Annotated in this window: 18 protein-coding genes, 1 tRNA gene and 1 pseudogene; 15 read left to right on the top strand and 5 right to left on the bottom strand. The window is 65.4% G+C overall.

The window, feature by feature from the left end; all coding sequences use genetic code 11:
- Positions 1-29: 29 nt before the first annotated feature.
- Positions 30-1,721 (top strand): long-chain-fatty-acid--CoA ligase, encoded by a 1,692-nt coding sequence (locus ACFFJ7_RS06370; RefSeq protein WP_377591229.1) that lies wholly within the window; start codon positions 30-32, stop codon positions 1,719-1,721.
- Between the two features lie 374 nt (positions 1,722-2,095).
- Here the strand turns inward: ACFFJ7_RS06370 and ACFFJ7_RS06365 are convergent.
- Positions 2,096-2,200, bottom strand: a pseudogene (locus tag ACFFJ7_RS06365) (IS481 family transposase); the annotation flags it as partial.
- Between the two features lie 255 nt (positions 2,201-2,455).
- On the opposite strand from ACFFJ7_RS06365, the gene ACFFJ7_RS06360 reads away from it, so the two are divergent.
- The 3 genes from ACFFJ7_RS06360 to ACFFJ7_RS06350 are packed head-to-tail and all read left to right on the top strand — an operon-like array spanning position 2,456 to position 5,267.
- Positions 2,456-2,977 (top strand): DUF3489 domain-containing protein, encoded by a 522-nt coding sequence (locus ACFFJ7_RS06360; RefSeq protein WP_377591227.1) that lies wholly within the window; start codon positions 2,456-2,458, stop codon positions 2,975-2,977.
- A gap of 5 nt (positions 2,978-2,982) precedes the next feature.
- Positions 2,983-3,495 (top strand): DUF2924 domain-containing protein, encoded by a 513-nt coding sequence (locus ACFFJ7_RS06355; protein ID WP_377591225.1) that lies wholly within the window; start codon positions 2,983-2,985, stop codon positions 3,493-3,495.
- Complete coding sequence (locus ACFFJ7_RS06350) at positions 3,465-5,267, top strand: recombinase family protein (protein ID WP_377591223.1); 1,803 nt, start codon at positions 3,465-3,467, stop codon at positions 5,265-5,267. The genes ACFFJ7_RS06355 and ACFFJ7_RS06350 overlap by 31 nt, the downstream gene beginning before the upstream one ends.
- A 277-nt stretch (positions 5,268-5,544) precedes the next feature.
- On the opposite strand, the gene ACFFJ7_RS06345 is transcribed toward ACFFJ7_RS06350, so the two are convergent.
- Positions 5,545-5,620 (bottom strand) — tRNA-Ala (locus ACFFJ7_RS06345).
- 232 nt (positions 5,621-5,852) lie between these two features.
- Between ACFFJ7_RS06345 and ACFFJ7_RS06340 the strand changes: the two genes are divergently transcribed.
- From ACFFJ7_RS06340 to ACFFJ7_RS06310, 7 genes are all read left to right on the top strand, one after another.
- A complete protein-coding gene (locus ACFFJ7_RS06340) occupies positions 5,853-6,143 on the top strand; it encodes a YggT family protein (RefSeq protein WP_166948195.1) in 291 nt (96 codons plus the stop codon).
- 13 nt (positions 6,144-6,156) lie between these two features.
- A complete protein-coding gene (locus tag ACFFJ7_RS06335; protein ID WP_377591221.1) occupies positions 6,157-6,522 on the top strand; it encodes a DUF167 family protein in 366 nt (121 codons plus the stop codon).
- A 243-nt stretch (positions 6,523-6,765) separates the two neighbouring features.
- Positions 6,766-7,179, top strand: a complete 414-nt coding sequence (sdhC, locus tag ACFFJ7_RS06330) for a succinate dehydrogenase, cytochrome b556 subunit (protein ID WP_166948191.1) — start codon at positions 6,766-6,768, stop codon at positions 7,177-7,179.
- Positions 7,180-7,203: 24 nt separating this feature from the next.
- Positions 7,204-7,599: a succinate dehydrogenase, hydrophobic membrane anchor protein gene (sdhD, locus tag ACFFJ7_RS06325; protein WP_377591218.1), complete on the top strand. Its 396-nt coding sequence runs from the start codon at positions 7,204-7,206 to the stop codon at positions 7,597-7,599.
- A gap of 2 nt (positions 7,600-7,601) precedes the next feature.
- Positions 7,602-9,422: a succinate dehydrogenase flavoprotein subunit gene (gene sdhA, locus ACFFJ7_RS06320; protein ID WP_166948187.1), complete on the top strand. Its 1,821-nt coding sequence runs from the start codon at positions 7,602-7,604 to the stop codon at positions 9,420-9,422.
- Between the two features lie 38 nt (positions 9,423-9,460).
- Positions 9,461-10,246 (top strand): succinate dehydrogenase iron-sulfur subunit, encoded by a 786-nt coding sequence (locus ACFFJ7_RS06315; RefSeq protein WP_166948185.1) that lies wholly within the window; start codon positions 9,461-9,463, stop codon positions 10,244-10,246.
- A gap of 285 nt (positions 10,247-10,531) precedes the next feature.
- Entirely contained in the window at positions 10,532-11,299 is a 768-nt protein-coding gene (locus tag ACFFJ7_RS06310; protein ID WP_377591215.1) for an AprI/Inh family metalloprotease inhibitor, read from the top strand.
- A gap of 138 nt (positions 11,300-11,437) precedes the next feature.
- Here the strand turns inward: ACFFJ7_RS06310 and folD are convergent, their stop codons facing one another.
- Positions 11,438-12,316: a bifunctional methylenetetrahydrofolate dehydrogenase/methenyltetrahydrofolate cyclohydrolase FolD gene (folD, locus tag ACFFJ7_RS06305; protein WP_377591213.1), complete on the bottom strand. Its 879-nt coding sequence runs from the start codon at positions 12,314-12,316 to the stop codon at positions 11,438-11,440.
- 3 nt (positions 12,317-12,319) lie between these two features.
- Positions 12,320-13,180, bottom strand: coding sequence for a formyltetrahydrofolate deformylase (gene purU, locus ACFFJ7_RS06300; RefSeq protein ID WP_166948179.1), 861 nt, complete (start codon positions 13,178-13,180; stop codon positions 12,320-12,322).
- Between the two features lie 320 nt (positions 13,181-13,500).
- Between purU and chrA the strand changes: the two genes are divergently transcribed.
- Positions 13,501-14,760: a chromate efflux transporter gene (chrA, locus tag ACFFJ7_RS06295; RefSeq protein ID WP_377591211.1), complete on the top strand. Its 1,260-nt coding sequence runs from the start codon at positions 13,501-13,503 to the stop codon at positions 14,758-14,760.
- Positions 14,761-14,896: 136 nt separating this feature from the next.
- Entirely contained in the window at positions 14,897-15,703 is an 807-nt protein-coding gene (locus ACFFJ7_RS06290; RefSeq protein WP_166948175.1) for a MetQ/NlpA family ABC transporter substrate-binding protein, read from the top strand.
- A 221-nt stretch (positions 15,704-15,924) separates the two neighbouring features.
- Here the strand turns inward: ACFFJ7_RS06290 and rpmE are convergent, their stop codons facing one another.
- A complete protein-coding gene (gene rpmE / locus ACFFJ7_RS06285) occupies positions 15,925-16,158 on the bottom strand; it encodes a 50S ribosomal protein L31 (protein WP_166948173.1) in 234 nt (77 codons plus the stop codon).
- A gap of 398 nt (positions 16,159-16,556) precedes the next feature.
- Here rpmE and ACFFJ7_RS06280 point away from each other — a divergent pair, with 398 nt between their 5' ends.
- Both ACFFJ7_RS06280 and ACFFJ7_RS06275 read left to right on the top strand, forming a co-directional pair.
- Positions 16,557-18,266 (top strand): ABC transporter transmembrane domain-containing protein, encoded by a 1,710-nt coding sequence (locus ACFFJ7_RS06280; RefSeq protein WP_246225036.1) that lies wholly within the window; start codon positions 16,557-16,559, stop codon positions 18,264-18,266.
- 188 nt (positions 18,267-18,454) lie between these two features.
- Positions 18,455-19,465, top strand: coding sequence for a polyprenyl synthetase family protein (locus ACFFJ7_RS06275; protein ID WP_377592100.1), 1,011 nt, complete (start codon positions 18,455-18,457; stop codon positions 19,463-19,465).
- Positions 19,466-19,521 lie beyond the last annotated feature (56 nt).

Genomic DNA, 19,521 nt, shown 5'->3' with positions numbered 1-19,521 from the left:
GGCCGATACAATTACCGGAGACAAGAAAAATGACCAAAGCGAAACGCCCATACCGGATCATCCAGGGCTGCCCCTCCACCATGGGCGACGATTACCAGCTCAACACCACGTCCCTGATCCGGCACACTGCCAGGACCCATCCCGAGCAGGAGATCGTCTATCGCACCGGGGACGACGGTTGGGACCGCTACACCTACGATGCATGCTACCGGCGTATCAAGCGCGGCGCCAATGCGCTCGCGGGCATCGGCGTCACCCCCGGCGACCGCGTCGGCGTGCTCGACTGGAACACCCGCCGCCATTTCGAGCTTTACTACTCGGTTCCCGGCCTCGGCGCCGTCATGCTCCAGCTCAACCAGCGGCTTGGCCCGGAAGACCTCGCCTATGTCGTCACGCATAGCGACACGCGCTTCATCGCCGTCGACGAAAGCCTGCTGCCGATCGCCGAGACGCTGGCCCCCCTCGCCCCAAACGTCAGGGGATGGATCGTGATGAGCGACACGCCGCTTGCCGAGATCACGACCAGTCTTTCTCCCGTCTACCACTACGAAGATCTGTTGGCCAACGCAGACGAAGCGATCGAATGGCCGATGATCGACGAGCGCTCCGCCTGGGGCGCCTGCTACACCACGGGAACGACGGGCAGGCCCAAAGGCGTCTACTACTCACACAGGTCTGTCTACCTTCACGCCATGATGCTGGCGACGACGCTCGAAATGACTCTCGACGACTGCACTATGCTGATCACACCGATGTTCCACGGGCAATGTTGGGGCCTGCCGCAGGCGGCGACCTTCACCGCCAACAAGATCGTGCTGCCGGGCCGCTACGTCATGGAGGACACCGCGCCGCTGACGGATGCGATGATCGCAGAAGGCGTGACCGTGACCAACGGCGCCCCTGCCATCTTCCTGCCCATGCTGCGCTATATCGAAACGCTGCCGGAAAAGCCCGACCTCAGGCGTCTGCGCATGCTTTCCGGCGCCACAGAGCCGCCATTGTCGATGATGCGCGGCTTCCACGACCTGACAGGCGCGGAGATCGTGCATGCTTACGGCGCAACGGAAACGTCACCCATCATCGCCCTGAACCGGTTCAAGCCCTCCGTGAAGCGGCGTCTCAGTGCCGAGGAACGCTGGAACCTCAAGCGCAAGCAAGGACTGATGGCCCCGGGTGTCGACTTCCTGATCCTGGACGCGGACAACCGCGCCCTTCCCCACGACGGCGTCACCGTTGGCGAAATCTGTGTGCGCGGTCCCTGGATCACCGCCCGTTACCACGACATGCCGGATGACGGAGACCGTTTCATCGACGGCTACTGGCGCAGCGGCGACGTCGGCACGATCGATTCCGACGGTTACGTGAAGGTCACGGACCGCATCAAGGATGTCGTGAAGTCGGGCGGCGAATGGATATCGTCGATCGACATGGAAAACGCCCTGGTCGGGCACCCGGCGGTGCTCGAGGCCGCGGTGATCGGCGTCCAGCACCCTAAATGGCAGGAGCGGCCACTGGCGCTCGTGGTGCTCAAACCGGGGGAGGAAGCGAGCGCCGAAGACTTGCGGGAACACCTTCTGGGCAGCTTTGCAAAATGGCAGTTGCCGGACGAGATCCTGTTCCTCGACAGGATTCCGCGCACCAGTGTGGGCAAGTTCGATAAAAAGGTGATCCGGACGGTCTACGCCGATCGCTATACGGCCGATCCGGCGCAGAAGGGTTGACCCACACGGTCCGCATCGCGTCGAGATGCGTCTCTCCAGCTGTAAACAACGCCGTAAAGCCGGAACCGCCCTCACATCGGATCCCTGCCGGTCAGCGGGTGGTTCCGCAGGGCTGTCATGAAATGCTGCATCGGGCGGGTCGGGGTCCAGCGGGCGCGCGACGCTGCGGCGAGCGGCATGGGTTCGCCGAGTTCGAAAGGCAGGATCGCGAAATGCTTCCGGAACGTCCGGGTTTCCGCGTAATCGGCGCTGACGATGCCGATCGCATCCGTCGAGGCCACGATGCCGGCCACCAGCGGATAGTTCTCGAGAATATGCACCTGCTGCATCACCGACCCCTTCTGCGGATCGAGTAGCCCGAACACACGCTCCATGTAGACACGGACAGCTTGTGCGCGAGACAACCGGCCACTGATAACGCCGACGGCCATTTCCTCTCGACGCAAGGGCGTCAGTCGGGCATTCTTGTGTATGTTCATTCGGAGCGATCCTGGAAAACTGAGGTGTGGTAACTCCAGTCTCCGAAATCCGCTCCGAATGGACAACCTCCTGAAAGCTCACAGCTAGCTTGGTAGCCGCTGGACTTTGGTGCACAAGCGAGCATAATGTCGTGCTAACAGTAACGGGGTCGCTGAAGCGCCCCCTGCCGCTGAAGCTCACGGCCGGCCCGGATAGCGGGCTTTCGTCAGTACAGGCGCTGGATGATCCGGTGGCTGTACTGACGGAGAGCCAACATGGCATTGATCAACACCATCACATCCGCCCTTGCAAATGACGAAGATGCTGTTCCGGATGGCGGGCGGGTCTTGCAGAAACAAGCGGAAGCAAGCCTGAAAACCAGGCAAAAAACCGGGCACGAGAGAAACCCGGAAACCATCGCATCGGCAGCGGGGAAGTCGGCCCCCATGAAGGCCGAGCCCGAGAAGCGGAGCCCAGCCCCTCGAACGAGCGTCGCTCAAGGGCAAGGAATAGCCGTTGCCACAGCGGTGAATTCTAACCGGGCCAGATGGCCCCATAGGGCCACTACCCCCGCCCAAAAAAAGACCGATATCGTCCTTAAAAAACTGCGTCTGGCGAGGGGCGTGACGATCGCCCAGCTTGCCGAGGTCACAGGCTGGCAGCTCCATTCGGTACGTGGCTTCTTGTCGGGAACGGTCAGGAAGAAGCTCGGCCTGAGGCTGATCTCCGATACCGGTAGGGACGGCATCCGCCGATACCGAATCGACGACGGCGGCACAAGCGGCAAGGCCGGGTGATCCTCATGAGAAAGATTTTTGCGCTGGACGAGGAGGTCGGCGCGATCGGCGACCTCTCGCGGGAGGAACTGGCTGCACGTTGGATCAAGGCCCATGGCCATCCGCCACCCGTCGGCGTGCGGAACGCTCTTCTGATCCACTCGGCGACGTGGCATCTGCAGGCAAGGCGGCTGGGTGGTTTCAAGCCTGAGACGAGGCGACGTTTGAAGGAGGCGATGCGGCAACGTGAAGAGCGGATCGCAGGAAAGAAGGAAGGCGCCGCAGGCCCGATCGATGATGCCGATCTTGGTCCGACCGATGTGCTGCCGCTGGTAACCAGCCTGGAGATCACCACCCGGAAACGCCAGATCCTGCGCCCCGGTGCCCGGTTGTTGCGTGAGTGGAATGGCCGCACTCACATCGTCGACGTCATCGAGAATGGTTTCGTCCATGAGGCGAAGATCTATCGTTCGCTGACGGCGATCGCCCGTGCGATAACCGGCACGCATTGGTCCGGGCCGAGGTTCTTCGGGTTATGAGGGGAAATGGCACAACGAGGAGCCCCGCCAGTAGTAGCGGCAGGAACAACACCAATGGAAATGGCTCCCCCCGCTCATCGCAGCCCCGGCAGCGCTGCGCGATCTATACCCGCAAATCGAGCGAGGAAGGGCTCGATCAGGAGTTCAACTCGCTCGATGCCCAGCACGAAGCCTGCGCCGCCTTCATCGCCTCGCAATCCGGCCTCGGCTGGAAGCTGGTCCCCGACCGCTATGATGATGGCGGTATCTCGGGCGGCACGATGGAACGACCGTCCTTGCAGCGCCTGCTGCAGAACATCCGGGAGCGGAAGGTCGACGTAGTGGTGGTCTACAAGATCGACCGGCTCACCCGCTCGCTGATGGATTTCGCCAGGATCGTCGAGATTTTTGACGCGAGCGGCGTCTCCTTCGTTTCCGTCACCCAGCAGTTCAACACCACCACGTCCATGGGCAGGCTGACGCTCAACGTCCTGCTCTCCTTCGCCCAGTTCGAACGCGAGGTAACGGCGGAGCGCATCCGCGACAAGATCGCCGCCTCGCGCAGGAAGGGCATCTGGATGGGTGGTACGGTACCGCTCGGTTATCGCGTCGAGAACCGCAAGCTGATCGTCGATGAGGGCGGGGCAGAAAAGGTGCGGCATCTGTTCAGCCGCTATCTCGAAGTGGGATCGGTGGTGGAACTTGCCAAGGAGGTCGATGGTCAGGGCGACAAGCTCGCTCCGCAACACGCACCCATGAGCAGGGGCCGGCTCCATCGGTTGCTGTCGAACCCGGTCTATATCGGCAAGGCACGCTATCATGGCGAGGTCTATGAGGGAGAGCACGAGGGGATCATCGATCCGGCCATGTTCGAGGCGGCACAACCCCTGCTCGCAGACAAGTCCCGGAAAAGAAAATACCGATCATACAGCCTGGACATCCATCTGCTGACCGGTCTCGTGGTCGATGACACCGGCGACGGGCTCGGTCCGACCCACGCCTATAATCACGGCAAGCGCTACCGTTATTATGTCTCGCGCCGTCTCAGGCACGATCCGTCCAGCAAGGAAGGGAGCTGGCGCATCGCGGCCGGCGAACTGGAAGGGATTGTCCTGAGGCAGGCCTGTGAAATTTTGCTGGATCGAACCCTGATTGCAATCTGGTTGCAGGAGTACGCTGTCCCCGCCGATCGCATCGAGGGGGCATTGTCGGCCGCTTCGGCAATGGCAGCCGCCCTGCAGAACGATGCGGTGTCTGAACCGCGGAAGAAGATTCTCCATGCGCTTTTCCGAAGGATCGCGCTTTCGCCCCACAAGATCAGCTTCGAGGTCCGTAAACAGACGCTGGTCAGCCACCTGCTTGCGTCGACGGGTCGGGAACCCGTCGACTGTCGGGATCAACTATCCCAAGATCCGACAACCGAAGATGCGGCGGAAACATGCGTGATCGATCGGCCGGTTGCGATCAAGCGGCGGGGACTGGAGGCGCGCATCGTCATCAACGGAACCGCGCGGGAACCTGAGGCGTCGCTGATCGATTTGCTGGCGCGCGCCCATCTCTATCTCGCCCGGCTCACGGATGGTTCGGTATCATCGATTGTGGAACTGGCGCGTGAGCTCGGCGTTTATCGTGCCGACATCAGCCGTATCCTGCCCCTCGCCTTCCTGTCGCCGGCGATCACCGATGCGATTCTGACTGGGCGTCAACCGGCAGACCTCACCGCCCGCACCCTGGCGCGGTCCATCGATGTCCCGTATCTCTGGTCGGAACAGGCCGACACGCTCGGAATGTAAACGAAGGCATCGGCCGAATCAGTCGGCTCGCCCGACGCCCGGCACCCATAATCGATCCCTCCGGACAGCCCGCTACATCCCGGCGATCACCTAGCATCGTGTGGCAGGCCAAGTGGTCACGGAAATGGCCCGGCAGAGACGGAGCCTGAGGAGAGGGTGGAAACAGGGCAGGAAGGCCCCGCAACGGCCACCCGGGCAGAGACCATCCCGGCTAACCTACGGAAATGTCGTATCCATTGGGAACGGGACACGAAAAACCCCGCAAGGGCGGGGTGACTGGTGGAGCTGATGAGATTCGAACTCACGACCTCTGCAGTGCGATTGCAGCGCTCTCCCAACTGAGCTACAGCCCCAAGGTGCTGGCCTTGTATGTCCCGGCCGGCGCGCTGTCAATCGGTTCCTTGCCCGGATCGGTCGATTTGTGCACAGGCATCGCCGCGCGGCCGCCGGTCGCCGTTGTGCGCCGCGCCCGAACACATCTGGCTCTTACATCTGGCTCTTGGCCGAAGTGAAGGCTATAAGGTGTGGCGACATTTGCTTCGGCGGCCTTGAAGCCTGCCCCGGAAGACTGCCCCAGGAGACGACATGCAATCGGTGCTCGACGTCGTTCAGCTCGTGCTGAACCTCTATACATACGTCATTATCGCCAGCGCCATTCTGAGCTGGCTGATCGCCTTCGACGTCGTGAACACCCGCAACGGCTTCGTCCATTCGGCGGTGAACTTCCTCTACCAGTTGACGGAACCGCTGCTGCGCCCCATCCGCAGCGTGCTGCCCAATCTCGGCGGCATCGATATCTCGCCGGTGATTCTGCTGCTCGGCGTGTTCTTCCTGCAAAGCTTCATCGACCGTTACCTGCGGCCGTTGCTGCCCTGACGGCGCGGCTTCGATGGACGCCGGAAAAACGGAACCGTGGCGGGCGGAGCGCGAGGGCCTCATCCTCACCGTGCGGCTCACGCCCAGGGGCGGACGTGATTCGATCGACGGACGGGGCATCCTGTCGGACGGGCGGCACGTGATATTGGCGCGCGTGCGCCAGGTGCCGGAGGACGGCGCGGCCAATGCCGCGCTGCTGAAGCTGGTGGCGAAGAGCGCGGGCCTGCCGGCGTCCGCTGCGGAAGTGATCGCCGGCCATACCTCGCGCTTGAAATCCGTCCGCCTGTCGGGAGACGCGGACAGAATCGCCGCGGCCCTTGCCGACTGCCTCGACGCGACCGACAGTGGCGCTGCCGGAAAATCCGCCCGCCGCAAATGACGGGTGCAGGGGCTGGGCCGAGGCGCAGCCAGCCCCCGCACAGGCAAGCCCTCCCCGCCCCGGAACGGCGCAGTGACAGACGGAAAATTTTGTCACCGGGGATTCGGCGCAATACGTTGCTAACGTGCGACATATTGGATACGAAGCATTGCAACTTCGAGTAGCTCTAGACTGTAAGAGCGTGCTCCGGTTTACCGTCCGTGCCCGCCAGGGGCACCGCGGTCATGGAGGAGACCTGAGATCATGGCCGAGGCGAAAGCCCCCACCACCCCGCGCGCAGTGGCTCGTCCGCTGTCCCCCCACCTGCAGATCTACAAGCTGACATGGACAATGGCCATGTCGGTCATCCACCGCGCCACCGGCGTCGCCCTTTATGCCGGCACGCTGCTGCTGGTGTACTGGCTGGTCTCGCTGGCGGCGGGGCCGGACGCCTTCGCCACGGCCCAGGCCGTGTTCGGTTCGGCCATCGGCCGTTTCGTGCTGTTCGGCTACACCTGGGCGCTGCTGCACCACCTCGCGGGCGGGCTGCGGCACTTCGTCTGGGATCTCGGCTACGGCTACGACCTCAAGACGCGCATGGGAATGGCGCGCGCCACGCTGATCGTTTCCGGCATCCTGACGGTGGTTCTGTGGGCCATCGGCCTGAGCGTCGGCTAACCGGGCATCGGACAGGAGGCTGCAATGGGACAGTTTGATTTCTCCATCCGCACGCCGGTCAAGGGCGTTCGCGGTCTTGGCTCGGCGAAGTCGGGCACCGGGCATTTCTGGCAGCAGCGGCTGACCGCCGTGGCGCTGGTGCCGCTGGTTCTCGCGTTCATCGCCATCGTCATCTGCGCCTCGGGGCGCGACTACGAGGCGGCGCGGGCGCTGGTCGGCCATCCGCTCACCGCCATCATCCTGCTGCTGTTCGTCGTCACCGGTGCGATCCACGGCCGCCTCGGCCTGCAGGTCGTGATCGAGGACTATGTCCATCACGAGGGATGTAAGGTCGCGGCGGTGATCGCCAACACGCTGTTCACCGCGGCCGTCGCCATTGCGGCGATCTTCGCCGTTCTCAAGATTTCGTTCGGGGTTTAACGATGGCCACGCTTTCCTCTCCCGCCGTCATCGGCAACGCCTATCCGATCACCGATCACACGTTCGATGTGGTGGTGGTGGGCGCGGGCGGCGCGGGTCTTCGCGCCACCGTCGGCTGTTCGCAGGCCGGTCTGCGCACGGCGTGCGTCACGAAGGTGTTCCCCACCCGCTCGCACACCGTCGCGGCGCAGGGCGGCATCTCGGCCTCGCTCGGCAACATGGGCGAGGATAACTGGCAGTGGCATATGTACGACACCGTCAAGGGGTCGGACTGGCTCGGCGATCAGGACGCCATCGAATATCTGGTGCGCAACGCGCCCGCAGCCGTCTACGAGCTGGAGCACTGGGGCGTGCCGTTCTCGCGCACCGAAGAGGGCAAGATCTACCAGCGCCCCTTTGGCGGCATGACGACGCATTTCGGCAAGGGCACCGCGCAGCGCACCTGCGCGGCCGCCGACCGCACCGGCCATGCCATGCTGCATACGCTTTACGGGCAGGCGGTCCGGAACAACACGGAATTCTTCATCGAGTATTTCGCCATCGACCTGATCATGGACGATGAGGGCCGCTGCCGGGGCGTCGTGGCGCTGAAGCTCGACGATGGCACCCTGCATCGCTTCCGGGCGCAGCTCGTCATTCTGGCCACCGGCGGCTACGGCCGCACCTACTTCTCGGCCACCTCCGCCCACACCTGCACGGGCGACGGCAACGCCATGGTGTTGCGTGCCGGCCTGCCGCTGCAGGACATGGAGTTCGTGCAGTTCCACCCCACCGGCATCTACGGGGCGGGTTGCCTGATCACCGAGGGCGCGCGCGGCGAAGGCGGCTACCTCACCAATTCCGAGGGCGAGCGCTTCATGGAGCGATACGCGCCCTCCGCCAAGGACCTCGCCTCGCGCGACGTGGTGTCGCGTTCGATGACGATCGAGATTCGCGAAGGCCGCGGTGTGGGCAAGAACAAGGACCACATCTACCTGCACCTCGATCACCTCGATCCGGCCATCCTGGCGGAGCGCCTGCCGGGCATTTCCGAATCGGCTCACATCTTCGCCGGCGTCGACGTGACGAAGGAGCCTATTCCGGTGTTGCCGACCGTCCATTACAACATGGGCGGCATCCCGACGAACTACCACGGCGAGGTGGTGACGAAGCGCGGCGGCGACCCCGACTCGATCGTCCCCGGCCTGATGGCGCTCGGTGAGGCGGCTTGCGTGTCGGTGCACGGCGCGAATCGCCTGGGATCTAACTCGCTGATCGACCTTGTCGTGTTCGGCCGCGCGGCTGGCCTGCGTGCCGCCGAAATCGTCAACCCGGGCGAGAAGCAGCCGGAGCTGCCGAAGAACTCGGCCGAACTGGCGCTGTCGCGTCTCGACCACTTCCGCCATGCGTCGGGCTCCACGCCGACGGCGCAACTGCGTCTCAACATGCAGCGCACGATGCAGTCCAACTGCGCCGTGTTCCGCACCGGCGAGGTGCTGGAAGAGGGCGTGAAGCTGATCCACGAGGTGTGGTCGTCCGCTGCGGATGTCCACGTCACCGACCGCTCGCTGATCTGGAATTCGGACCTCGTCGAGACGCTGGAGTTCGACAATCTCATCACGCAGGCCGTGGTGACGATGGAGGGCGCGCTCAACCGGCTGGAGAGCCGCGGCGCCCACGCCCGCGAGGACTATCCGAACCGCGACGACGCCAACTGGATGAAGCACACGCTGGCGTGGCTCGACACCAGTTCGCAAAAGGTGACGCTCGATTACCGTCCGGTGCACACCTACACGATGTCCAACGAAATCCAGTACATCGAGCCGAAGGCGCGCGTCTACTGATACGGCCCCCGCAAGGATGAGCGAAGAGAGCAAAGACAATGGCTGAGTTCAGGCTTCCGAAGAATTCGCGGGTGACGTCCGGCAAGGTCTGGCCGGCTCCGGCTGGGGCCACGCGGACCACGCTGTTCAACATCTACCGCTACGATCCCGACACGGGTAACAACCCGCGCATGGACAGCTATCACGTCGACCGCGACGATTGCGGCCCGATGGTGCTCGACGCGCTGATCTGGATCAAGAACAACGTCGACGCGACGCTGACCTTCCGCCGCTCCTGCCGCGAGGGCATCTGCGGCTCGTGCGCGATGAACATCTCGGGTTCGAACACCCTCGCCTGCACGCGCGGCATCGACGAGGTGGCGCAGAACGGCATCGTCAACATCTATCCGCTGCCGCACATGCCTGTGGTGAAGGATCTGGTGCCCGACCTCACCCGCTTCTACGCTCAGCATGCCTCGGTGGAGCCGTGGCTGCACACGGTGACGCCCGCGCCTGAGAAGGAATGGCGCCAGAGCCATGAGGATCGCCAGAAGCTCGACGGGCTTTACGAGTGCATCCTCTGCGCCTGCTGCTCGACGTCGTGCCCGAGCTACTGGTGGAACGGCGACCGTTATCTCGGCCCCGCCGCCCTTCTGCAGGCCTACCGCTGGCTGATCGACAGCCGGGACGAGGCGACGGGCGAGCGGCTCGACGGCCTTGAGGATCCGTTCCGGCTCTACCGCTGCCACACCATCATGAACTGTGCCAACGCCTGCCCGAAGGGGCTCAATCCGGCCAAGGCGATCGCCGAAATCAAGCAGATGATGGTGGTGCGGCAGGTATGACGCCGGCCGGGTAGCGTGGCCATTTATCACAACTTCTTGCAAAATATGGCGCATTCTGTTGCAGGAATGCGCCATATTTCATTGAGATGATCCCTTGCTGCGAAAATCTTCTCCCGATTTGTCCGTATTCATGGCACAAGGACAAAAGGGCGGATTGACGCTGTTGCTCGTCAACAGGTCATGATTGAGCTGCGGACACAAGATATGGATAACATCACAGCTTTATCCATTTGTTAGCGCATCGAACCGGTCGTTGCAGTGCGTTTGCTATCGCGAGGGAATGAGATGAACTCCGGCATGATCAGGGTCGCGGAAGGGACGATTGGCGTTGTCGCCGCGCGTCTTCAGGCTTCGACGCCCCGGGCCGCGAACCGGCGCTGGCGACGCGCCATGCGCTTCGCGCCGGCGCTGGGTGGCGCGCTGCTTCTCGGCGCGTGCGCCGATTCCGCCCGCTTCTCGACGTCCGGTCCCTATGGCGGTCCCGTCGGCGGTGGTCCCCGCGTCATCGCCGCGCCGGTTGACGATATCGAGCCCGCACCCCGCCGCGCGCCCGCAGCCCCGGTGGTTTCCACGCCGCTGCCGCCGCCGCCCGGCTCGCAAGCCGCGCCGGAGCCAACCCTCACACCCATGCCGTCGGCCACCACGCCGCCGCCGGGAGCCGACCTGTCGCAGGGGGCGGACCCGAATGCCGCGCTGGACAACAATCCGCCGCCCGGCCCCGTCGCCTCCCTGCCCGCGTCTCCGCCGCCGGCAGCGCCGCCGCCGGCTGTCGCTCCCTCGCGCACGTCGGTAACAGGAAGCTGGCGGGCGAGCGAGGCTGCCGGCAGTTCCTGCCGGGTCACGCTGTCGAGCGCGCCTTCGCTCGATCTCTACCGGGCCTCGTCCAGCGGCTGCGCCTCGCAGGACCTGAAGAGCGTCAACGCCTGGGACCTGCGCGGCAACGAGGTTTATCTCTACGCGCGCGGCAATGTGGTCGCGCGGCTGCGCGGCGGCGGCGGCAACTTCAACGGCGTGCTGGCCAAGTCCGGCGCACCGGTATCGCTGTCACGCTGAAGCTGTTCGGCGCCAGAATTCGCGCAAGAGAGAGAATTGCAGCGCATTTTCCGGTCTGGTGTGATCGGAAAATGCGCTGAATCAGGCCGACCGTTCTGCGAGAGGGCATCCGGATGCGCGACCGAATGCGCCTTGCGGTCAGTAAATTCCGTGCCGCGCCTTAAAGGCCTGCAGCGTATTGCGCAGCAGGCAGGCGATGGTCATGGGCCCCACGCCGCCCGGCACGGGCGTGATCGCGCCCGCGACCGCCCTCGCCTCCTCGAACGCGACATCGCCGACGAGGCGCCCTTTCGCCGCGCCAGGCGCGGGCGGCAGGCGGTTGATGCCGACATCGATCACCGTCGCACCGGGCCTGATCCAGTCGCCGCGCACCATTTCCGGACGACCGACCGCCGCCACCAGGATATCCGCGCCACGGCAGACGGCCGGCAGATCGCGGGTGCGGGAATGGGCTATCGTGACGGTGGCATTCTGCTGCAGCAGGAGTTGCGCCAGCGGCTTGCCGACGATGTTCGAACGCCCGACAACCACCGCAGACAGACCGGAAAGGTCGTGATGCACGCTCTGCAGCAACAGCAGCGAGCCAAGCGGCGTGCAGGGAACGAGGCCGGGCAGGCCGATCAGCAGCCGCCCGGCGTTGACCGGGTGAAACCCATCAACGTCCTTGTCCGGGTCGATTGCCTCGATCACGCGGTTGGCGTCGACGTGGCTCGGCAGCGGCAGCTGCACCAGGATGCCGTCGACGGCGTCATCGCGGTTCAGCCGGTCGACCAGCGCCAGCAGGTCTGCTTCCGGCACGTCGGCGGGCAGGCGATACTCGAACGAGCGCATGCCGACGGCGACTGTCTGGCGCGCCTTCGAGCCGACGTAGACCTCGCTCGCGGGGTCATTGCCGACAAGCACGACGGCGAGCCCGGGCTGCCCGCCGCCACGCGCCGCGATGCCCGCCACTTCCGCCACTATGGCGTCGCGCAACTCCTGCGCGATGGCCTTGCCGTCGATAATCCTTGCACTCATCGCTCAATCCCTGAATACGACGGTCTTGCGGCCGTTCAGAATGACGCGCCCGTCGAGATGCCACGCAAGGGCGCGCGACAGCACGCGCCGCTCGATGTCGCGGCCCTTGCGCACCAGCGCATCCGGCGTGTCCTGATGCGTCACGCGCTCCACGTCCTGCTCGATGATCGGGCCTTCGTCGAGGTCGCCGGTGACGTAGTGGGCCGTGGCGCCGATGAGCTTCACCCCACGCTCGTGGGCCTGATGATAGGGCCGCGCGCCCTTGAAGCCGGGCAGGAACGAGTGGTGGATGTTGATGCATCGCCCGGCGAGCCGCGACGCCAGTTCCGGCGACAGGATCTGCATATAGCGCGCGAGGATGACGAGGTCGACCTGTCGTTCCTCGACGATGCGCCACAGTTGCGCTTCCTGCTCTGCCCTAGTTTCCCGCGTCACGGGCAGATAGTCGAAGGGGATGCCGTCGAAGTCGTGGTGCTGGTAGGTCTCGCGCGGATAGTTGGCGACGATGCCGGCGATGGTCATGTTGAGTTCGCCGATGCGCCAGCGATACAGGATGTCGGCGAGGCAATGGTCGAAGCGCGAAACCAGCACGAGTACCCGTTGCGGGAGGGAGACGGGACGCATGTACCACGTCATGCCGAACTCCTCGCCAACGGCGGCGAAGGCACGGCGCATGTCGTCGAGATCGCCGCCTCTGACGAAATTGAAGCCGATGCGCGAGAAGAAGGTCCCGGTCTCGACGTCGTCATGCTGGTGCGCCTCGCGGATGTTGGCGCCTCCCTCGAACAGACAGCGCGCCACCGCGGCGACAATTCCGGGGCGGTTACGGCACGACAGGCTTAGAAAGTACTTCTCTTCCGGCATCACTTGCTCCCGCCGCGTGGCGGGTCCTCGTCGGGAGGCCCGCATTCCGCGGGCCCCGTGTCTCGTGGCTCGAAGCGGCCCTCGCGCGGGCGGCGCCGTGGCGGCGCATCACGCCGAAGCAGCCGCGCCCGAAAGACGGCGCGACATGCGCGTAGCACTTTTCACGGGGAATCCAAAGCCGGTTTCACCACATATGACGCCGGCCCCGCTTTCATGACAGGGGCAAAGGTCCGCGTCACATGATATTCATCCGGAACCGCCTAGATTGAAAAAACTATAAACTGAAACGCGACAGGCCGCGTTACCATGAGCGACGAACCATGAGCAAAGCAGAAGATCGCCGCCGCCCCACCGCCGCCGATTCGGAGCGGGACCGTGCGGGGGCGCCGGACAGTCTCGCGAATCTTGCCGACATCCTGCTGGAGTTTTCCCGCCTGGGCGTCACCTCCTTCGGCGGCCCCATTGCCCACTTCGGCTATTTTCGCGAGCGCTTCGTGGTGCGCCGCGGCTGGCTGTCGGAGCGTGAGTTCACCGATCTCGTCGCACTCTGCCAGTTCCTGCCGGGGCCGGCTTCGAGCCAGACGGGCTTTGCCGTGGGCGTGATGCGGGGCGGGCTCGCCGGCGGCCTGGTGGCGTGGGCGGGCTTCACGCTGCCCTCCGTGCTGCTGCTGCTCGCCTTCGCGCAGGGCGCCGCATTCCTGACGGGCACCGTGGCAACCGGCATCCTGCACGGCCTCAAGGTCGTTGCGGTCGCGGTAGTCGCGCAGGCCGTGTGGGGCATGGCGCGCAGCTTCTGCACGGATCGCCTCCACGCAACGCTCGCGATCGCCGCCGTCATCGTCACCATCGTGCCGGGAGGGCCGGCGGGCCAACTGCTCGCCATCGTCCTCGGCGCCGTTGTCGGGCTGCTCGCCGGCGCCGACAGCACCGGGCGGGCGGAGAGCGATGCGCCGCCCGCCCCCGTGCGCGTATCGCCGCAGGCCGGGCGCGTCGCGCTGGCGCTGGCGGCCCTGCTGCTGGCGGCGGCCTTCGTGCCGTGGGCGTCGGCGACGGCCTCCCTGTTCTCCGCGTTCTACAAAGCCGGCGCGCTGGTGTTCGGCGGCGGCCACGTGATCCTGCCGCTGCTTGAGGAATCAATGGTCGAAAGCGGCCGCGTGAGCGCCGATGCCTTCCTCGCCGGCTACGGCGCGGCGCAGGCCGTGCCGGGTCCGCTCTTCACCTTCGCCGCCTATCTGGGCGCGGTGGACACCTTGCCGCCATCCGGCCTTGCGGGCGCGGTCATCGCGCTTGCCGGCATCTTCCTGCCCGGCCTGCTTCTCGTCTACGGGGTGCTGCCGTTCTGGTCGCAACTGAAGGAGCGCCCCACGGCGCGCGCCGCGCTGTCGGGCATCAACGCGGCGGTGGTCGGCATCCTGCTGTCGGCGCTCTACCACCCCGTATGGACGAGCGCCGTCAAGGACGAGCGCGACTTCGCCCTCGTCTGTGTCTCGATCCTGCTGCTCATGGTGTGGCGGGCGCCGGCGTGGCTCGTCGTGCTGCTCACGGCGCTCGGCGGCGCGGGCATCGCCTTGCTGCGCTGATTGCCGCCGGGAAACAAAAACACGTCCGCCGCTGTGGAAAAATAAAATCCATAGACATTCTGTGTGGAATATGGCCACATTCGAGGCACAGGTCCGGCGCGCCGCGCCGGATCGCAGCTTTTCTCAGGAGACGGCAATGTCAAGGATTACCCGCAGGATCGCGACGCTGACCATCGGCGCGGTGCTCGCCGGCGTAGCGGCCCTTTCGTCCGCGCAGGCGGCGGACAAGATCAAGCTCGGCGTCATCGGCGGCGAGGAAGAGGAGATCGCGGAGGTCGTGAAGAAGGTCGCGGCGACCAAGGGCCTCGACGTCGAACTCGTGACCTTCGCCGACTACTCGCTGCCGAACGAGGCGCTGGCGCGCGGCGATCTCGACGCCAACGCCTTCCAGCACAAGCCCTATCTCGATGCGCAGATCGCCGCGCGCGGCTACAAGATCGTCCCGATCGGCTACACCATCGTCCAGCCCATCGGCTTCTATTCGAAGAAGCACAAGACGTTCGCGGACCTGCCCGAAGGCGCATCCATCGGCATCCCCAACGATCCCAGCAACGGCGCGCGCGCCCTCAAGCTGCTGGCCGCCAACGGCCTGATCAAGCTGAAGGATCCGGCGAAAGCCGACGCCTCGCCGCTCGACGTTTCGGAGAACCCGAAGAAGGTGTCCTTCAAGGAACTCGACGCCGCACTGATCACCAAGCAGCTCGACGATCTCGACGGCGCCGTGATCAACACCACCTACGCCCTCGGCGCCGGGCTGAACCCCGTCTCCGACGCCCTCGTGCAGGAAAGTCGCACCAACAACCCCTACGGCAACTTCATCGCCGTGCGCACGGAAGACAAGGACAAGCCCGCGCTGAAGACGCTCGTCGAGGCCTACCAGTCGAAGGAAGTCTCGGACTTCCTCGAAACCCGCTTCAAGGGCTCGATCCTGCCGGCGTGGTGAGCCGATCCCTATGCCATGAAACAACAAAGCCGGTTCCCGCGGGAGCCGGCTTTCGTCTGACTGCAGGACGATGCGACGAGACCATTTCTACGTTTCGTGGAAACGCTGCAATGGTCTATCTTTTTCTTCTTGCGCAACTCCGGTCGCAAAAGCGGCGCCGCTCTTGCTGAAGTTGCCGGAGGCGCCATCCATGCGTGGCGCCGCAGCGGCGTGCAGTGATCTTAATTCTTCTTGCCGAAGGTGATGCCGGCGAACTTGTTGTTGAAGCGCGACACGCGGCCGCCGCGGTCGAGGAGCTGCTGCGAACCGCCGGTCCACGCCGGATGGCTCGACGGATCGATGTCGAGGTTCAGCGTGCCGTTCGCCTGCCCATACGTGGACCGGGTGAGGTATTCCGTGCCGTTGGTCAACACGACCTTGATGAAGTGGTAGTCGGGATGGATATCGGCCTTCATGGCGCAGCCCTCGAAAAAAGTCTCCGTCGAGGCCAACCATATGCCGGCGACCTTTGACGACTGTCAGTGAAAAAGGTGAAGTCGCGACCCTATAGCGCAAGATGGCGCACAACACAAGCCGGCAATTCATGCGTTGCCGCGCCCGCGCCGTCCGGCAGCGACAAGCCGCCACCCGGCGGGCGACACCTCGTCGCAGTTTATAACGGTTGCAACGGACGCCTTGCGGAACCGTTCCCGTCTATCTATAGCGATGTTCCATCGTGATCCGGCAACAATGGAGCGGACGGGTGCTGACCAGAGCGCAGAAGGGAGACAACGCGGCCGGCGAGTCGGCCGGCGACGGCGGCTCCCGCGGCGCGGATTCCGGCCGTCCGCCGCTCGGCGCGCTTGCGACCCTGATGCCCTATGCATGGCGCTATCGCGGCCATGTCCTCGTCGCCCTCGTCGCGCTGATTGTTGCCGCCGGCGCCACCCTCGCGCTGCCGCTCGCGGTGCGGCGCGTCATCGACTACGGGTTTTCCGGCGTCGACAGCCGGCTGATCAACGCCTATTTCCTGATGCTCACCATCGTGGTGCTGGTGCTCGCGCTCGCGAGCGCCACCCGCTATTATTTCGTGACGACGCTTGGCGAACGGGTGGTCGCGGACCTGCGCGCCGACACCTTCCGCCATCTGACGACGCTCGACCAGTCCTTTTATGATACGGCGCGCACGGGTGAGCTGACCTCGCGCCTCGCCGCCGACACCACGCAGATCAAGTCGGCGTTCGGCTCCAGTATCTCGCAGGCACTGCGCAACTTCGTGATCTTCGTCGGCGCGAGCGCAATGATGGTCTATTCGAGCCCGCGTCTGTCGGGGCTGGTGCTGGCTGCGATCCCGCTCATCGTGCTGCCGCTGGTCTTCTCCGGGCGGGGGGTGCGCAAGCGCTCGCGCGCGGCACAGGACAGGCTCGCGATGGCCAACGCCTATGCCACGGAGGCCATCGGCGCCGTGCGGACCATGCAATCCTTCAACGCGGAGGCGCATGCGGCAGAGCATTTCCGCGCCGCAGCGGAGGAAGCCTATACGGCGGCGCGTCTTTCCGCCCGCGCCCGCGCCTTCCTCACCGCGATCGCGCTGTTCCTCGTCAGCGCCAGCGTGGTGGCCGTGCTGTGGTACGGCGCGCAGGATGTGCTGGCCGGACGGATGACGGGCGGCCGGCTGTCTCAGTTCGTGCTCTATGCGGTGTTCGCCGCCTCGTCGCTCGGCGAGCTGAGCCAGGTCTGGGGCGAGGTATCGCAGACGGCCGGTGCAGCCGGACGGCTCAGCGAGATCCTGTCGACGCGGCCGGGCATCGTGTCGCCGCCCGCGCCCGTGCCGCTGCCGGAACCGCCGCTGGCGACGGTCGCGTTCGAGAACGTCTCCTTCTCCTATCCGACGCGCGCCGGCACCCGGACGCTGGACGGGCTCGACCTGCATGTGGCGCGAGGGGAGCGGGTGGCACTCGTCGGTCCGTCGGGCGCCGGCAAGAGCACCGTCCTGCAACTGCTGCAGCGGTTCTACGATCCCGCGCAAGGGCGGGTGCTGATCGACGGCGTCGATGCGCGGGAGGTCGACCTCGCGCGGCTGCGGCAACGATTCGCCATCGTGCCGCAGGATCCGGTGATCTTCGGCGCCACCGTCACCGAGAATATCCGTTACGGCACGCCCGATGCCGACTTCGTGAAGGTGGAGGAGGCGGCGCGGCTCGCCGCCGCGCACGACTTCGTCGCCGGGCTGCCGCAGGGCTACGACACGCTCATCGGCGAGCGCGGCGTCACGCTGTCCGGCGGCCAGCGCCAGCGCCTCGCCATCGCTCGCGCCATCCTGCGCGATGCGCCGATCCTGCTGCTCGACGAGGCGACCTCGGCGCTCGATGCCGAGAACGAACGGCTGGTGCAAGAGGCGCTCGACCGCCTGATGCTGGGCCGCACGACGCTCGTCATCGCTCACCGCCTCGCCACCGTGCTGTCGGCGGACCGCATCCTCGTCATGGATCAGGGGCGGATCGTGGAGGAAGGAACCCATGAAGGCCTGGTGGCGCGCGGCGGGCTTTACGCCCGTCTGGCGCAGCTCCAGTTCGGCACCTGAAGCGCGGGTGTGTCTTCGCGCTGCCGCACCGGCAAGTAAAAGTGGCCGCGCCCTTTTGCAATCGGGCGGAAAACGATATACCCGCTCTTGCGGTCGCGGGATGGTTGCGGCATGCCTTGAGCGGCCGGTTGGCCGCTCACGCGAATTCTGTCCCGATGGGGCGAGCAACGGAGGTCGATATCGTGGTCATGGCGGCGCCTCTCGCAGACAGGCCGGCGGAACGGGGCGGGATCGAGGCTCTGGTCTCGCTCGTCGCCGACGACATGGAGCGGGTCAACAGCTTCATCCTGTCGCGCACGGGCTCTGACGTCACGCTGATTCCGGAGGTGGCAAGCCATCTCATTTCCTCGGGTGGCAAGCGGCTGCGGCCGATGCTGACGCTGGCCTTCTCCCGGCTGTCGGACTACGAGGGCGACGGTGGCGTGCGGCTCGCCGCGAGCGTCGAGTTCATGCACACGGCCACCCTGCTGCACGACGACGTCGTCGACGAGAGCGACATGCGCCGAGGGAAGCTCGCGGCGCGCATGCTGTGGGGGAACGAGGCGAGCGTGCTCGTCGGCGACTTCCTGCTGGGGCAGGCCTTCAAGATGATGGTGGAGGTCGGCTCGCTGCCGGCGCTCGACGTGCTCGCCAGCGCCGCCGCTATCATCGCCGAGGGCGAGGTGTGGCAATTATCCGCCGCCAAGGACCTTTCCACTGACGAGCAGGCCTATCTCGGCGTCATCACGGCGAAAACCGCCGCGCTGTTCGCCGCCGCCGCCGAAGTCGGCCCCATCCTGGGCGGGCTGGGCGAGCGGGAGCGGCAGGCGGCGCGCGCCTACGGCAACGCGCTCGGCATCGCCTTCCAGCTCGTCGACGACGCGCTGGACTACGGCGGCGTGTCGGAACTGCTCGGCAAGAATGTCGGCGACGACTTCCGCGAGGGCAAGATCACGCTGCCCGTGGTTCTCGCGCTGCAGCGGGCGGACGAGGCCGAGCGCGCCTTCTGGTCGCGGACGCTGGAGAACGGCGACATCGCCGAAAGCGATCTGGAGATAGCCGTCGGCATCCTGCGCCGCCACGGCACGCTGGAGGCGACAGTGGCGCGCGCGCGCCACTACGGCGACATCGCCGTCGAGGCGCTCGATGCCTTTCCGGACAGCCCCCTGCGGCGGGCGCTCATCGAAACCGTGGCTTTCTGCATCGGCCGGGCCTACTGACGGCGCCGGCCGTCTACCTTGTCGCCCTGTTCCGGCACGATCCGGCAACAGTGTAA

This window comes from Pseudochelatococcus lubricantis, from assembly GCF_042432495.1.
GTDB lineage: Bacteria > Pseudomonadota > Alphaproteobacteria > Rhizobiales > Beijerinckiaceae > Pseudochelatococcus > Pseudochelatococcus lubricantis.
The sequence above is the reverse complement of the archived record's forward strand: the minus strand, read 5'-3'. Positions and strand labels throughout refer to the sequence as shown.